Genomic DNA, 16322 nt, shown 5'->3' with positions numbered 1-16322 from the left:
TACCCGGGGCGGCGGCTTCGGGCTGGGTCAGGTCCGTCTGGTGAGCGCGGGCGGTCCGCGCGAGGCGCAAATGTAAATCGTTCTTAACAACATTACAATTCGCCCGTGCTGGTCGATGCCTGGGACACGCACCGCGAGCCCCGGCAGAGCCGAGCTCCCTGAATGCGAACGGCCACCCGAAGGTGGCCGTCCGTAGGTGTCATCGAAGACCCGGGCTCAGAGCGCCTGCAGTTCCTCGTTGGCGTTGCGCTTTTCCTTGCCCGGCGTCGGCGCCGGCGGTGTGGCCGGTGCAGCCGTGGCATCGGCCGGCACTTCCAGGTAGGGCAGCTTCAGGGTCTGGCTGGTCATCGAACGAATCTCGTTGACCAGTGCCGCACTGTCGTTGAGCTTGCGCCCGTAGGAGGGCACGATCTCACGCAGGCGGGCTTCCCAGCCGGCCTTCATCTGCTCGGGAAAGGCCTTGGCCATCAGATCCAGCATGATCGGCGGCGACGTCGAGGCACCGGGCGAAGCGCCCAGCAGCGCAGCGATGGTGTGGTCCTTGTCGGTCACGATCTCGGTACCGAACTGCAGCACCGCACCCTTCAACGGGTCGCGCTTGATGATCTGCACGCGCTGGCCTGCGGTGACCAGCTTCCAGTCGCCCGGCTTGGCATTGGGGAAGTATTTGACCAGTTCGGCCTGGCGGTCGGCATCATTCAGCCGCGCCTGGCTCATCAGGTACTGCACCAGGTCCAGGTTGTCCTTGCCCACTTCCAGCATCGGCGCAACGTTGTTGTGGGTCACCGACGAGTACAGGTCCCACCACGAGCCGTGCTTGAGGAACTTGGTGCTGTACAGCGCGAACGGTCCGAACAGGACCACCGGCTTGCCGTCCAGCTTGCGCGCATCCAGGTGCGGCACCGACATCGGCGGCGAACCGGTCTCGGCCATGCCATAGGCCTTGACGCCATGGCGCGAGGTCACGTCCTGGCCCTGGAAGGCGAGGAACTGGCCGCCCACCGGGAAGCCGGCGTAGTCCTTTGACTCGGGAATGCCTGACATCTGCAGCAGCTTCAGCGCGGCGCCGCCGGCACCGATGAACACGAAGCGGGCGTGGGTGGTGCTCTCGGTGCCGGCCTTGAGGTCCTTCACCGTGACGTTCCAGCTCTTGTCCGCGTTCTGCCGCAGTGCCGAGACTTCGTGGTTCAGGTGCAGGCTGAAGTTCGGACTGCGCTGCAGGCCGGCGGTCAACTGGCGGGTGATCACGCCGAAGTTGACGTCGGTACCCAGTGGCATCCAGGTCGCAGCGACCTTCTGCTTCGGATCGCGGCCTTCCATCATCAGCGGAGCCCACTGCCGGATCTGTGCCGGGTCTTCCGAGTACTGCATGCCGTAGAACAGCGGGTTCTTCACCAGCGCCTGCTGGCGCTTATGCAGGTAGGCGATGTTGTCATCGCCCCAGACGAAGCTCATGTGCGGCGTGGGGTTGATGAAGTCGCTGGGCTCGCTGAGCCGGCCTTCCTTCACCTGGTGCGACCAGAACTGGCGCGAGACCTCGAACGATTCGGCGATGCCGACCGCACGCTTGGTCTCGATGCTGCCGTCGGGCAGTTCCGGGGTGTAGTTCAGCTCGGCGAATGCCGAGTGGCCGGTGCCGGCGTTGTTCCAGCCGTCGGAGCTTTCACCGGCGACGCCGTCGAGGCGTTCATAGACCTGGATGTTCCAGTCCGGCTGCAGTTCCTGCAGGTAGGTGGCCAGGGTGATGCTCATGATGCCGGCGCCGACCAGCACAACGTCGACAGGCTTGTCGTTGCTGGCGGCGGGTACGGAGCGCTGGGTCAGCGGCCAGTACAGGAACACGGCGGCAGCCAGCAGGAACAGCACGAGCAGGGCGAGCAGGGCCTTGCCAAATTTCTTCATGGGGGCGGGATCGTTGGCGGAGGGGAGGAGATCAGGATGCGCGCTGGGCAGGGGAAGGGCGTGAAGAAACAACGCCTTGCAGCATCCTTGCAGAGGATTCTACCCGGAACGGGTCCGGTTTTTGTGCAATGCATCATCCTGCCGGCGGTCGCTCCGGGGTAGACTTGTCGGCTGATTCCAGAACGACCACCGGCCACGGAGGGGCCGCGCAACGATGTCACGGATGCTGATCGTGGTGGGTGACGCCCTGCAGACGGGCGGTTCGGTCCTTACAGGTTCCCCGCATACCGATATCGAAGGGCGCGCCGTGGCGCGTGTCGGCGACCGTGTCATCTGTGCACGCCATGGTCCGGGTTCGATCGTTTCCGGCGATGCCACCCTGGTCATCGATGGCCAGCCGGTCGCCCGCGATGGCGACAGGGCCAGCTGCGGTTGCGCACTGGTATCGGGCAAGCAGCAGCGCGCCCACGTGGTGGCCGGCGGTGGAGGGCGCGCAGGTGCAGGCGCCGGAGTGGCGGCGATCGCAGCGATCGTCGCGCCGTTGTTGAAGCCGACCCTGCAGACACCCCCCTTCGCAGCGCCCGGCACCGCCGTGCGCGACGAGGACGCGCCGCAGTGCTGGGTGGCGGACCATGATGCGCAGATCGACCGTGACGTGGACGGGCGCTACTACGAAGCCTATGACGTCAATGGCGACAAGCATGACTATCCTTTCCAGGTCAGCTACCGCATCGATGTTCCGCTGCAGGCCCAGGGCGAGGTGGTGGTGTCGATCAAGGTGCAGGTGATGCCCAAGCCCGGCGTCACCGCTGCCGAGGTGGCGGCGGTCAAGGCGCGCATGGAGCGCGGCATCGATCAGTTCTGGAACGGCCGGTTCACGCTGGACGTCCATGATCCCGCGTGCGGCACCCGCAGCTTCCCGATCCGCTACGAGGTGCGGTGGGTGCAGGGCGGCAGCGACTACAGGCTGATCGTTCATCGCACCTATGACCGGGAGCAGGTGGAATTCCCGGATATCGATGTCTCCGTGTCGACCACGGCCTGGACATTCGCCCACGAGTTCGCCCACACCCTGGGCGTGCCGGACGAGTATTCGTATAACGACCCGGACGAAGAGACCGTGCGTTACGTCCAGCCCGATGGCACTCTGGATCCGGAGGTGCTGGTTGCCGTTCCGGATTCCCGTGAGCTGACCGATCCGGCGGCGACCATCATGAATTCCGTGGACTGCGCGGTGACCCGGCCGCGTCATGCCTGGAACATCGCGCGGGAAGTACGTGAACTGCTGAGCCGGGAAATCGGCCGGGAGATAACATGCACCGTCAAGTGATTTCGTTGATTGCCACTTTTGCCGCTGCCGCAGCGCTGCCGGCCCACAGCAAGGAGCTTCCTCCCATGATCGAACTTCATGCGCGCTGCGTGGACGATGCCCAGTGCCGTTTCCGTGGCGACACCCTCAACGTCGAACTGGAACTGCGCAACAGCGGCAGCGAGCCTGTGTCGCTGCCGCTGGAGTACATCCGCAGCCGTGGCCCGTCGGTCAGGGTGAAGGACAACCACTCCGAGAAGACCACGGCGTTGCGCAGCGGCATGGCCGCGGCCGCGCTGCGGCAGCAGATGCAGGAGCTGCGCGCGGGCCAGTCCCTGCGCATCGGTTTCCCGATCAAGCCGCAGGAGCTGACACGCTTCGCCCTGCGCCCGATGGATGTGACCCTGCAGTTCTCGATCAATCTGACACCCGGTTCCACCGGCGCCGAGGCGCAGGTGGTCCAGGCGCAGCTGCACGTGGTCGACGCCGACTGACCGCAGCGGCCAGCACTCCGCTTGGGGTCAACGCAGTTCGAGAATCTCGTCGCCGGTTTCGTCGATCTCGCCCGTCGGGCACCAGCCGAGATGGCGGTAGAAGCCATGCGAGCGCGAGCGCGGGTCGGCCGAGCACGCAAGGAACAGCCGGTGGTGACCGGCATCCCGGGCCAGGCTGACCACATCCTGCAGCAGACGTCGGCCGATGCCCAGATTCTCGTACTCCGGCAGCAGGGCCAGAACCAGCACCTCGCCGCTTTCGCGGTCGGCAAACCCGTAGCCGGCCATGCGCTCGCCGTCGCAGGCGATGCGTCCGATGAAATCTCCGTTGCAGATGCCTTCGGCCCAGCTCTGCGTCGTGATGCCCAGCTCGGCCAGCTGCGCGGCACTGAAGGCATTCTCGCGGGTACGCCCGCGCAGGTCGATGCAGGCGGCGGCATCGTCGGGATGGGCATCGCGGTAACGGATGGTCATGGCACTCCTTGTGACCGGGCGCTGAAGGAACTGCCCGTCTCGTTCAATCGTTGCCGATTGTGAAGTATTCGGCGGTGAAATAGCCGATCTGGTAGAGCAGGGTGGCCGCGGCCAGTCGCAGCTGTGCCCGGCTGGAGTGCAGTTTCCAGCCCAGCAGGACCACCAGCAGCATCAGCAGGGTGTGGGCCGGATACGCCGCGCCCAGCAGATGCCATCGGCTTGTGCCCTTGATCGCGGTGTCCACCAGATCCAGCAGCGTCAGCGCGCCGATCACGCCGAATATCCAGCGTCTGCGCTGCATCAGGTAATTGCCGTAGCTGCCGTAGTCGCGCAGGTCATCCGGGAACAACAGGGCGCAGAGCAGGAACCAGGTCGCGCAGTAGCAGATCACGAACAGATAGGTCTCGAACGTCCACCGGTGGACTTCGATCAGGCGGAACTCCCACCACCAGAAGGTGACCAGCGACACCAGCGTCCATGCCACCCAGCACAGATGGAGTGCCGAGCAGCCGCGTCGCTGCGGATGCTCGATGATCTGCGCAATCCCTTTCAGCAGGGTCGTGATCGACAGGCCCAGGATGATGCCCATCACTACGCGGATATGCAGGAACAGCGGATCGGTCTGCATCGGCCCGTCCTGTCATCGGATTCCGCACAGTAGAGGCATGCCCGCTGTGGAGGGGATGCATATGGCGTCAGCGCCTGCGCCGCACCAGCGTCGAGGACGCCTCCAGCACCGCGCGGGTCAGCAGGGCCATGGTCTGTACATCGCCCTTCCAGTGCTGCCAGTACAGCGGCACGTCCTCCCACGCGCGCTGTCGCACGTAGACCAGGCGGCCGGCATCCAGGTGCCGCTTGACCAGCGGCAGGGGGTTCATGGTCCAGCCCATGCCGCCCAGGTTGGCCTGCACGAAGGCACGGGTGGAGGGAATCCACCAGGTCGGCGCGGTGCTGGGCAGGTCATCGCCGGCCATGCGCCGGGCAAAGCGCGACTGCATTTCGTCCTTGCGGTTGAACACCAGTACCGGTGCCTGTGCCAGCGCCTGCGCGGTCACGCCCTTGGCGAAGTGCCGTTCGCGGAACTCCGGCGTGCAGGTGGCCGCGTAACGGATGCTGCCGAGTGCATGGATCTGGCAGCCCTGCACCGGCTCGTCCAGGGTGGTCACCGCGCCGAGCACCGTGCCTTGCCGCAGCAGCTCCACGGTGTGGTCCTGGTCTTCCACGCGCAGGTCGAGCGTGGTGCCGGTACCCAGTGCGAACTGCTGCGCCGCCTGCGGAAACCAGGTTTCCAGGCTGTCGTGGTTCACCGCCACCGGAATGCTGGCCTGGGGCAGATCCTCATCGGCCAGGCCCATCCGGTGCAGGGCGTCATGCTCGAGCAGGGCCGTCTGCTCGGCCAGCTGCACCAGCACCTGGCCTTCGGCGGTGGCAGTGGCGGGGGCGCCACGCTTCACCAGAAGGCGTCCGACACGATCCTCCAACGCCTTGACCCGCTGCGAGATGGCCGAGGGGGTGACATTGAGCGACTGCGCCGCGCGATCAAAGCTGCCTTCGCGGATCACGGCGGCGAGCGCGCGCAGCTGGGCATGGTCGATGCGCATGGTATTAAGTTCCGCTAATGTTGGTTTAGGAAGTTTAGCTCGTCTTTTCTATGTTGCGGCGCGACAATGGCGCCCGTACCCGGTGCTGTCCGCCTTCGCGAGGCACCCTCCCCCCAGCAAGACAAGGCAGTGAATCCCATGTTTTCGGTCATCTCCGCCGGCACCGGCCTCGGTGCCTGGTTCTCTGGTGCAGCCACCGGTATCGGCCTGTTCGCCGTGGTCGGTGCCCAGAGCGCCTTCATCCTGCGTCAGGGCATCCTGCGCAAGCACATCGTGCCGGTGGTCGCCACCTGCGCGGCCATCGATGCGTTCTTCATCTTCGCCAGCGTGGCCGGCCTGCGCACGTTGACCTCGGCGCTGCCGTGGCTGACCTCGGCCGTGCTGTGGACCGGCGTGGCTTTCCTGGCCTGGTACGCGATGAAGTCGGCGCGCCGCGCCATTGCCGGTGGCGGTGGCATGGGTGAAGCCGACAGCGACGACGGCAGCCGCCGCGCGGTGCTGATGGCGGCGGTCGGCTTTTCGCTGATCAACCCGCACTTCTGGCTGGACATGATGGTCATCGGCTCCATTGCCGAGAACTTCGGCCACGCACGCATGGCCTTCGCGGCCGGCGTGGTCACCGCGAGCTGCCTGTGGCTGACCGCGCAGGGTCTCGGTGCGCGCCTGCTGGCGCCGCTGTTCACCAAGCCCAGCACCTGGCGTGTGCTTGACGGCACCATCGCGGTGATCCTCAGCATCCTGGCCCTCACCCTGGCGGTGCGCGGGGTCCACTGACCCGGCGCACGCCCCCGAACCCACGTCCTGACTCTCTCTCCAAGGCAGTGGCAACGACGGCACCGGCAACGGTGCCGTCGTCTTTTCCGGCTCTGGCGGGACAGACGGCGCCTGCCTAGAATCCGTGTACAGGACAAGGTGTCCATCGGAGCAGGGGGAAGGATGCGCAGGACGATGTTGACGGCCGCACTGGTCGTCGTGGGTAGCGTTGCCGCGGGCAGCGCATGGGCGGTGGATCTGACGCAGTTCCTGCGCCAGGAGACCTTCACCGACATCAAGATATCGCCGGGGGGCGAGTATGTCGCTGCCACCGTGCCGATGGAGGACAGCACCGCGATCGCGGTGATGCGGCTGGCCGACAAGCAGCTCGTGGGCAGCTTCCGCCCGCCGCAGAAGAATCACGCCTACGAATTCGACTGGGTCAGCAACGAACGGCTGTTGATCGGCCTGGCCGAGAAGTGGGGCGCGCTGGATAAGCCCAATCCCACCGGCGAGCTCTACGCCATCGATGCCAACGGCAATCGCGGCGAGCTGCTGGTCGGTTACCGCGTCGAAAGCAAGGGCCCGGGTACCCGCATCCAGCCGAAGAAAGTCGAGGCGGTCGCGGCGTTCCTGGCCGATGATCTGCCCGGCGACGAACGCAACGTGCTGGTGACGGTATGGCCGTTCGCGGAGGATCCGTTCACCCGCGTCGAACGCATGGACGTGGCCAGCGGCAGGCGCGTGCGCATGGCCTCCTCGCCGGTGCGGCGCGGTGAGTTCACCACCGATGGCCAGGGCGAAGTCCGGTTCGTCCACGGGTCCGGCAGCGACAATGTCAACAAGCTGTACTACCGCGAGCGATCGGGCGACAGCTGGAAGATGATCAACGATGAGGCAGTGAGCAAGCGCATCGAGACCGCGATCGGCTTCTCCGCGGATGGCAGCCTGGCGTACCTGCAGGCCGAGCAGACGCAGGGGCCGGATGCCATCGTCAGCTGGAATCCGCAGACCGGTGAGCGCGCTGTCGTGCTGCGCGACGAGGTGGTCGATCCGTACCGCATCATCCACCGGCCCGGCACCCATGTGCCGGTGGGCGCCCTGTACATGGGCGACACACCGCGGACCCGGTTCTTCGACGAGAAGTCGCCGGAGGCGCGCCTGTACCGCAGCCTGGAGGCGGCCTTCGGGGGGCCGGTCTACATCACGTCCAGTACCCGGGATGGCCGCGTGGTGCTGGTGGAGACCTGGTCAGGCACCAATCCCGGCGACTTCTATGTGTACGACACGGAGGCCCGCAAGGCTGATCACCTGATCAGCCGCAGCGACTGGATCGACATCGATCGCAGTGCAACGGTGCGTCCGGTGGCACTCAAGGCGCGCGACGGCCTGCCGCTGCACGGCTTCCTCACCGTGCCCTCCGGCAGCGACGGACGCAACCTGCCGATGGTGGTGATGCCGCACGGTGGACCGTTCCACGTGTTCGACAATGGCCAGTACGACCGCGAGACGCAGATATTGGCCGCCGCCGGCTACGCCGTACTGCAGGTCAACTTCCGTGGCTCGGGGAACTATGGCCGCGCGCATGCCCAGGCCGGCGCCCAGCAATGGGGCGCCGCGATGCAGGATGACGTCACCGACGCCACCCGCTGGGCGATCGCGCAGGGGATCGCCGATGCCAGACGCATCTGCATCTACGGTGCCAGTTACGGGGCCTACGCCGCGATGATGGGCGCTGCCCGCGAACAGGGGCTGTACCAGTGCGCGGCCGGCTATGTCGGCGTGTACGACCTGCCGCTGATGTTTGCCCGCGGCGATGTGCAGGAGCGCGACTCGGGCGTGACCTTCCTGCGCGAATGGCTGGGTGATCCGGCCAAGCTGGGCGCGGTTTCGCCGGTGAACCTGGCCACGCAGATCAAGGTGCCGGTGTTCCTCGCGGCCGGTGGCGAAGACAAGCGTGCGCCGATCCAGCACACCGAGCGCATGGAAGCGGCACTGAAGCGTGCCGGGACGCCGGTGGAAAGCCTGTACTACAAGACCGAGGGGCACGGCTTCTACACCCTGGCCCATCGCACCGAGTACTACGACAAGCTGCTCGCATTCCTGTCGCGCAGCCTGGGAGGCAAGACCGCCCAGGCATCGGCGCCGGCAGGGAAGGGCAAGGCGCCGTAAACGCAGAGTGGCGGCGGATCCACGATCCGCCGCCGCGCAGTGCAGTTACCTGACCCCGTGCATCATCCGCTTCAGCAGCGGCGCGGCGATGAAGGCCAGCAGGGCGCAGCCCAGGCCGATCCACATCAGCAGCCAGAACAGGTGCGCATACGCACCGGCCGCCGCCGCCATGTCCAGCGTGCCGCCTTCGGGCACGTCGATGGCCGCCAGCTTGCCGAACAGCGCGGCAAGCGTCTCGGAGAACGCTGTGGCCAGGAACCAGGTGCCCATCATCAGGCTCATCACCCGCGGCACGGCCAGCTGCGTTACGGCCGACAGGCCCACCGGCGACAGGCACATCTCACCACTGGCCAACAGGAAGTAGGCCAGGACCAGCCACCACACGCTGGCCATCTCGCCGGTGGCGCCGACCTGCTGTGCGGCCAATGCGAGCGGGACGAACGAGAGCGCGCCGATCACCAGGCCCCAGGCGGATTTGACTGGCTTGCCCGGCTCCCAGCCGCGACGGTCCATCCAGGTCCAGAGGGCGGCGAAGGCCGGCGCCAGCAGCACCAGGAACAGTCCGCCCAGATAGGTCAGGGAGCCGGCGGTCTGCGGAATCACCAGGCAGTCGCGCACCAGCAGGACCAGCATCAGCGCGACGATGGCAATGAAGAACCGGCGCGGCGCGGCCGACCCCGGCCGACGCTCGGTCAGGCGCGCGCTGACCACGAAGCCCAGCGGCGCCAGCAGCAACGACAGGATCGACCAGGGCAGCGGCGTGCCGTCGGTGATCACCAGCGAGGGAACGATGTCCTTGGTCAGCAGGCGATCGGTGAACGTCACCCACGAGCCATAGGACTGCTCGTACAGGGTGAAGAACACCAGCGCCAGGAAAATCAGCACCATCAGCGCGATCATCTGCTGGCGCTGCACCGGCGTGCACTGGCTGCCGGTGAACCAGGCGAACCAGACCAGCACGCCTCCCAGCACCACCAGCATCAGCATCAACGCCAGGCTGATTTCGCCGCCCAGAGCGAACGCACCGTTACCGGCGGCCCACATCAGCCACGCCAGTGGCAGCACCGCGAGCACCGCGCACAGATAGATCAGCCATTCACGCGGCAGGCCCAGCACCCGCTGTTTCAGCGCGGCCGGCTGTGGCGGCTCGGCATGCCCGTGCAGGTACTTCTGCCCCCACAGGAACATCGCCAGCCCGGCCAGCATGCCGATGCCCGCCGCGCCGAAGCCATACTTCCAGCCATAGGCCTCGCCGAGGAAGCCGCACACCAGCGACGAGAACAGCGCCCCGAGGTTGATGCCGGCATAGAACAGCGAGAAGCCCGAGTCGCGGCGCGGATCGTCCTTGGCGTACAGCTTGCCGACGATGGTGGAGATGTTCGGCTTGAGGAAGCCCACGCCCATGATGATCAGCGCCAGCGACAGATAGGTCACCGCCAGCGCCGAGGTGTCGCGCACCACTTCACCGTTGACCCGGTATGCCGCGTGGCCTTCGAAGGCCATGCCGAGATGGCCCAGCACCAGCAGGATACCGCCGAACAGCACTGCACGGCGCATGCCCAGCCAGCGGTCGGCCAGCATGCCGCCGAACACCGGGATGCAGTACACCAGGCCACCGTAGGCGCCAAGCAGGTCCAGTCCGGCCTTGTCGCCGAACAGGTGGTACTTGGTCAGGTACAGCAGCAGCAGCGCCTTCATGCCATAGAAGGAGAAGCGCTCCCACATTTCGGTGAAGAAGCAGACGTAGACGCCCTTGGGGTGGCCAAGGAAGTCGTCGGAAGCGGGAGCGGCAACGGTCATCGACGGCGGGCACTGCGGAAAGGGCGCGATTATAGGCCCGCCGCCGCGCCCGTGGCGGGCAGCATCAGGCCGCGCCCGGCGAGCGGGGTCACAGGTATCGCAGCCAGCCCAGGTCGCGCCGACGCGCCTTGAACCGCGCGAATGCCCGCGTCGGCGGGTACAGCACCACCGCCAATGCACAGGCCACCAGGATCAGGCCGGCGACCGAATCGAGAGCGTACAGGCTGCCGTGGGTCGGCCCCCAGAACCCGAGCGCCGCCAGATACAGCAGCTTCAGCAGATACAGATGCAGCAGGTAGAAGAACATCGGAGCCGCGCCGATGTCTGCCAGCGGCCTCAACGCCCGTGCCATCGCAGGCCACTCAAACAGGCGCAGCCACAGCAGGCCAACGCCCAGGGTCAGCAACAGGAACTGCAGTGATGGCGGATACTTGGTCACGTTGAACACGCTCATCCAGGTGCGCAGCGCGTCCTGCTGGAACTGCCAGGGCGTATCGCCATAGCCGTTGCCGAACCGCAGCAGGGCGAACATGCCCAGCGCTGCCAGCCCAGCCCACACCAGCCAGCGGTGACGCTGCGCTGGCATGCGGTCCGCCGCGAACCAGGGCCCCATCAGATAGCCGAGCGCGATCACCCCGATCCACGGCAGCACCGGATAGGACGTGCGCAGCCGGAGTGCACCGGCCTCGATCCAGTCCCGCTGGTGCAGCACCTTCCACAGCACCGGCAGCACACCGTCGCCTGCCACGCGCACGCCGTCGAGCAGGTTGTGGCCGGCCACCAGCAGTACCGCCAGCGCCAGCAGCGCCGCGCGCGGCAGCCACAGCAGGCCGGCCAGCGCGACCATGCTCAGGCCGATCGCCCAGATCACCTGCAGGTACACGGTGTCCGGAGGCAGCTGGAAGGTCCAGGCGAAATTCACCAGGGTCAGTTCCAGCACCACCAGGAACAGCCCGCGCTTGAGCAGGAACGCGGCCGTGGCCCGGCGCGGATCCGCCTGGCGCTGGCCATACAGCCAGGCCGACAGGCCGGTCAGCAGCACGAACACCGGTGCGCACAGGTGGGCCAGCAGGCGGCACGCAAACAGCGCGGGGGAGACCGTGGATACGTCCATCGGGTCGCTGACCTGGTGCTGCAGGAAAAAGGTCTCGCGCACGTGGTCGAGCAGCATCAACAGCATGACGGTGCCGCGCAGCTGGTCTATGGAGGTGAGGCGGGCCGGTGGCGGAGAGGGCATGCGGACGGCGATGGCGTTAAATCGAAAAGATATAACATATCGTTTGCGGGATGCCCAGCCGGAATGTGCCGGATGCGTCTGCTGCCTGTGCCTGATCGGTGTCCTGCCTGATCCGCTGGCGCTTGTCATGCTGCGGTGTGCTGGACTTGCCGCCCCCTGAACGCTAGCGTGGCAGGGATTTTTTGCCAGCAGGGGCTCCCATGAACCACGACGCTGCGCCCAAGCAGCTCACCTTCCGCGCAGTGGCCCTGGCCATCGTGCTGGCGGTGGTGCTGTCCGCGGCCAACGCCTACCTCGGTCTGTTCGCAGGCCTGACCATCGCCACCGCGATTCCCGCCGCAGTCATTTCCATGGGCGTGCTGCGCCTGCTGGGCGGTGGCTCGATCCTCGAGAACAACATCGTGCAGACCGGCGCCTCGGCCGGTTCCTCGATCGCCGCCGGTGTCATCTTCACCATCCCCGCGCTGGTGATCATGGGCTACTGGCCGGACTTCAAGTACTGGTGGGTGCTGGGCATTGCCGGCCTGGGCGGCCTGCTGGGCGTGCTGTTCTCGGTGCCGCTGCGCCGCTCGATGATCGTCGAAGATCCGCTGCCCTTCCCGGAAGGCAAGGCGGCGGCGGAAGTGCTCAAGGCCGGTGAGAACCCGGGTCCGGGCCTGAAGATCCTGGGCCTGTCGGCGGTGATCGGCGCGTTCGTCAAGCTGGCCGCGGAAAGCGGCATGCGCCTGATTCCCGATGCCTGGGCCACCTCGGCCTACGTGGGCAGTTCCAAGGTCACCGCGTTCATCGGCACCAACCTGTCGCCGGCACTGCTGGGCGTGGGCTACATCGTCGGCCTCAACGTCGGCATCGTGGTGGTGTCTGGTTCGATCCTGACCTGGCACATCGCCATCCCGCTCTACCAGGCGTTCTTCATGAACACCGATCCGGCACTGGCCGCGTCGGTGGCCGCTGCATCCTCCACCGAGGCCGCATTCGCCATCTGGGGCGCGAAGATGCGCTACCTGGGTGTCGGCGCAATGCTGATCGGTGGCATCTGGACCCTGATTTCGCTGCGCAAGTCGCTGCTCAACGGCGTCAAGAGCGGTTTTGCCGCCGCTCGCAAGAGCGGCGGACCGGTGCTGGCGCACACCGAGCGCGACCTGCCGATGAAGTGGATGCTGGTCGCCCTGGTGGTCTTCGTGCTGCCGCTGCTGGCCCTGTACCAGGCCATCGTCGGCCAGTGGCACGTGTCGATCCCGATGACCATCATCATGATCGTCGCCGGCTTCCTGTTCGTGTCGGTCTCGGCCTACCTGGCCGGCCTGATCGGTTCGTCCAACAACCCGGTCTCGGGCATCACCATTTCCACCATCCTGTTCGCCTCGGCGGTACTGGTCGTGCTGCTGGGTGCCGATGGCCTCAAGCCGGTCGGTACCGGCGGAGCACCGCTGGGTGCGGTGGCGGCGATCATGATCGGCGCGGTGGTGTGCTGCGCTGCCGCCGTCGGTGGTGACAATCTGCAGGACCTCAAGGCCGGGTACATCGTCGGCGCTACGCCCTGGAAGCAGCAGCTGATGCTGGGCATCGGTGCGTTCTCCTGCGCGCTGATCATGGCCCCGGTGCTGAACCTGCTGGCCACCGCCTATGGCATCGGCGTGAAGACCGAGCTGCACCCGAACGCGCTGGCTGCGCCGCAGGCCAACCTGATGGCGTCGGTGGCCAAGGGCCTGTTCGGTGGCGAGCTGCCGTGGACCTTCATCGGCATCGGTGCGGTGGTTGGCGCCGTCATCATCGCCTTCGACAGCTGGCTGAAGGCGCGCAACGCGCGCTTCCGGGTGCCGGTGCTGGCGGCCGCCATCGGCATCTACCTGCCGCTGGAGCTGATGGTGCCGATCTTCCTCGGCGGCCTGATCGCTTACCTGGTCGAGCGCTTCCACAAGGTGCGTGCCGATGATGAAGAGGGCCGCGACCGCGTGCACAAGCCGGGCGTGCTGTTCGCCGCAGGCCTGATCACCGGCGAGGCGCTGATGGGCATCGCGATCGCCATTCCGATCGTGGTCAGCAGCCGCGCCGACGTGCTGGCCGTGCCGTTCCATCTGCCGGCCGCGCAGTGGATCGGCCTGGCCGTGCTGTTCCTGGTGGGCTGGCTGATCTACCGCACCGGCAAGTACGCCAAGGCGTAAGTGATGGGTCGGATCCCTCCCGGAAGGGAAGGGCTCTGACCCCACGCCGGCGGCGCCCGGGGCAGAGCCGATTCCTGCGGAATCGGATCCGACCCCGGGTCCACCCACAAACCGCGCTACGGCGCGGTTTGCTGTTTCTGGCGGCTGCCCGATCACGGCCATGACCGATGGCCTTGGCAGCCCCGGGCTGCGGGGCCTACCATCGCTTTTTTGCCGTCCTGCGGAGATCCCGATGAAACTGCGTCATGCCCTGCTGCCACTGAGCCTGCTGGCCGCTCTGCCCAGCGTCGCCGCTGCCCGTGGCCTGGAGATCCGCGACATGGTGGCCATGGATCGCGTTTCCGCGCCGGTGCTGAGCGCCGATGGCGGCACCGTGGTGTTCGCCAAGCGCAGCACCGACGCCAACCTCAAGGCCAGCACCGCCCTGTACGCACGCAACCTGCGCACGCGTGACGCGGCACCGCCGAAGCAGATCACCCCGGCCGGCTGGAACGTCAATTCCGCCTCGCTGTCGGCGGACGGCCAGACGGTGTACTTCCTCAGTGCCAAGAACGGCAGCCAGCAGCTGTACGCGCAGGCGATCAGCGGCGGCGCCCCGCGCCAGCTGACCGATTTCCCGGTGGATGTGGACAGCTACCACGTCTCGCCACAGGACGACCGCGTGCTGTTCAGCGCCGGCGTGTTCCAGGCCTGCGCGTCGGACCTGGCCTGCACCGAGAAGAAGCTGAAAGAGAAGAAGGACGCCAAGGCCAGTGGCCAGGTCTGGGATTCGATGTTCGTGCGCCATTGGGATACCTGGAACGACGGCCGTCGCAACACCCTGTTCGTCGCGCCGCTGCCGGGCGCCCAGGCCGGCCCGGTCAAGGGGGCTTCAGCGCTGAGCGCCACCCTCGATGGCGATGCGCCGTCCAAGCCATTCGGTGACAATGATGACTTCGTGTGGTCGCCGGACGGCAGCAGCGTGGTCGCCAGCATCCGCGTGGCGGGCCGCGAGGAACCGTGGTCGACCAACTTCGACCTCTATCGCTTCGATGCTGCCGGCCGTCAGGCACCGGTGAACCTGACCGCCTCCAACCCCGCATGGGATGCGGGCCCGGTGTTCAGTGCCGATGGCAAGACGCTGTTCTACCGTGCGATGAAGCGCCCCGGCTTTGAAGCTGATCGCTTCGGCCTGATGGCGATGGATCTGGCCAGCGGCAAGAGCCGTGAGATCGCCCCGCAGTGGGATCGCTCGGCGGGTGGCATCGTGCTGTCCGCCGATGGCGCCAGCATCTATACCACCGCCGATGATCTGGGCGAGCACCCGCTGTTCCAGATCGATGTCGCCACCGGCAAGGCCACCCGCCTGATCGGCGATGGCAGCGTGACCGCCGTCGATGTGGCCGGCACCAGCGTGGCGATCACCCGCAACAGCCTGAAGAGCAACGACCAGGTACTGGTCGGCCTGCTGCCAGCCGCCGGCCAGCCGATGGGCGAGCTGCGCGCGCTGACACCGTCTGCTGGCGACGTGCTGAAGGACGTCAGTTTCGGCGATTTCGAGCAGTTCTCGTTCAAGGGCTGGAACAACGACACCGTGCACGGCTATGTGGTCAAGCCGCACAACTACCAGGAAGGCAAGTCCTACCCGGTCGCGTTCCTGATCCATGGCGGTCCGCAGGGCAGCTTCGGCAACGGCTGGAGCTACCGCTGGAATCCGCAGACCTATGCGGGCCAGGGCTACGCGGTGGTGATGATCGATTTCCACGGCTCCACCGGTTACGGTCAGGCATTCACCGATGCGATCAGCCAGCACTGGGGTGATCGTCCGCTGGAAGACCTGCAGAAGGGCTGGGACGCGGCACTGAAGAAGTATTCGTTCCTCAACGGTGACAAGGCCTGTGCTCTGGGCGCCAGCTATGGCGGCTTCATGGTCAACTGGATCGCCGGCAACTGGAACGGCCCGTTCAAGTGCCTGGTCAACCACGATGGCGTGTTCGACCAGCGCATGATGGGCTACGCCACCGAGGAGCTGTGGTTCACCGAGTGGGAGCAGGGCGGCACGCCGTACCAGAAGGCGGCGAACTACGAGAAGTTCAACCCGGTCAACCACGTGGCGGACTGGAAGAAGCCGATCCTGATCATCCATGGCCAGCAGGACTTCCGCATTCCGGTCGAGCAGGGCCTGGCGGCATTCACGGCGGCGCAGCGGCAGGGGATCGAGTCGAAGTTCCTGTACTTCCCGGACGAGAACCACTGGGTGCTCAAGCCGCACAACAGCATCCTGTGGCATGACACGGTCAACGGCTGGCTGAAGCAGCATATCGGCGAATAAGCCGGTCCGGCGCCGCCCCCAGGGCGGCGCTCTGCTTTTTGTAGAGCCGAGCCATGCTCGGCTGCTCTGTGCCTCCTTTCCCGCCAACAGCAGCCGAGCATGGC

Annotated in this window: 12 protein-coding genes; 6 read left to right on the top strand and 6 right to left on the bottom strand. The window is 66.5% G+C overall.

What is annotated here, in order from left to right:
* Positions 1-216: 216 nt before the first annotated feature.
* Complete coding sequence (gene mqo / locus ABE543_RS11925) at positions 217-1902, bottom strand: malate dehydrogenase (quinone) (protein WP_197600827.1); 1686 nt, start codon at positions 1900-1902, stop codon at positions 217-219.
* 214 nt (positions 1903-2116) lie between these two features.
* Here mqo and ABE543_RS11920 point away from each other — a divergent pair, with 214 nt between their 5' ends.
* Both ABE543_RS11920 and ABE543_RS11915 read left to right on the top strand, forming a co-directional pair.
* Positions 2117-3232 carry a PAAR domain-containing protein gene (locus ABE543_RS11920; RefSeq protein WP_080375221.1) on the top strand — a complete coding sequence of 372 codons (1116 nt, stop codon included), beginning with the start codon at positions 2117-2119 and terminating at the stop codon, positions 3230-3232.
* 65 nt (positions 3233-3297) lie between these two features.
* The gene (locus ABE543_RS11915) at positions 3298-3705 is read left to right on the top strand and encodes a hypothetical protein (RefSeq protein WP_057496236.1); all 408 of its coding nucleotides are present in this window, start codon (positions 3298-3300) and stop codon (positions 3703-3705) included.
* Between the two features lie 27 nt (positions 3706-3732).
* Here the strand turns inward: ABE543_RS11915 and ABE543_RS11910 are convergent, their stop codons facing one another.
* The 3 genes from ABE543_RS11910 to ABE543_RS11900 form a co-directional block, all read right to left on the bottom strand.
* Entirely contained in the window at positions 3733-4179 is a 447-nt protein-coding gene (locus tag ABE543_RS11910) for a GNAT family N-acetyltransferase (RefSeq protein ID WP_065182375.1), read from the bottom strand.
* A 43-nt stretch (positions 4180-4222) separates the two neighbouring features.
* The gene (locus tag ABE543_RS11905) at positions 4223-4807 is read right to left on the bottom strand and encodes a hypothetical protein (RefSeq protein WP_197600828.1); all 585 of its coding nucleotides are present in this window, start codon (positions 4805-4807) and stop codon (positions 4223-4225) included.
* 67 nt (positions 4808-4874) lie between these two features.
* On the bottom strand, positions 4875-5780 hold the full coding sequence (locus ABE543_RS11900; protein WP_053516191.1) for a LysR family transcriptional regulator ArgP: 906 nt from the start codon (positions 5778-5780) through the stop codon (positions 4875-4877).
* A 138-nt stretch (positions 5781-5918) separates the two neighbouring features.
* On the opposite strand from ABE543_RS11900, the gene ABE543_RS11895 reads away from it, so the two are divergent.
* Positions 5919-6554 (top strand): LysE family transporter, encoded by a 636-nt coding sequence (locus ABE543_RS11895; protein ID WP_053516190.1) that lies wholly within the window; start codon positions 5919-5921, stop codon positions 6552-6554.
* Positions 6555-6716: 162 nt separating this feature from the next.
* Positions 6717-8705, top strand: a complete 1989-nt coding sequence (locus ABE543_RS11890; RefSeq protein ID WP_197600829.1) for a prolyl oligopeptidase family serine peptidase — start codon at positions 6717-6719, stop codon at positions 8703-8705.
* A gap of 45 nt (positions 8706-8750) precedes the next feature.
* Here the strand turns inward: ABE543_RS11890 and ABE543_RS11885 are convergent, their stop codons facing one another.
* Complete coding sequence (locus ABE543_RS11885) at positions 8751-10505, bottom strand: oligopeptide:H+ symporter (protein WP_065174593.1); 1755 nt, start codon at positions 10503-10505, stop codon at positions 8751-8753.
* 88 nt (positions 10506-10593) lie between these two features.
* On the bottom strand, positions 10594-11742 hold the full coding sequence (locus ABE543_RS11880) for a heparan-alpha-glucosaminide N-acetyltransferase domain-containing protein (protein ID WP_065182373.1): 1149 nt from the start codon (positions 11740-11742) through the stop codon (positions 10594-10596).
* A gap of 200 nt (positions 11743-11942) precedes the next feature.
* On the opposite strand from ABE543_RS11880, the gene ABE543_RS11875 reads away from it, so the two are divergent.
* Together ABE543_RS11875 and ABE543_RS11870 are read left to right on the top strand one after the other, a co-directional pair.
* Positions 11943-13907, top strand: coding sequence for an oligopeptide transporter, OPT family (locus ABE543_RS11875; protein WP_053516183.1), 1965 nt, complete (start codon positions 11943-11945; stop codon positions 13905-13907).
* Between the two features lie 232 nt (positions 13908-14139).
* Positions 14140-16218: a S9 family peptidase gene (locus ABE543_RS11870; protein WP_346475717.1), complete on the top strand. Its 2079-nt coding sequence runs from the start codon at positions 14140-14142 to the stop codon at positions 16216-16218.
* The last annotated feature ends 104 nt before the right edge of the window (positions 16219-16322 follow it).

It is taken from the genome of Stenotrophomonas sp. TWI169, assembly GCF_039674705.1.
GTDB classification, from domain to species: Bacteria; Pseudomonadota; Gammaproteobacteria; order Xanthomonadales; family Xanthomonadaceae; genus Stenotrophomonas; species Stenotrophomonas maltophilia_P.
Note: the sequence above shows the minus strand (reverse complement) of the source record. Positions and strands in the feature narration are given on the sequence as shown.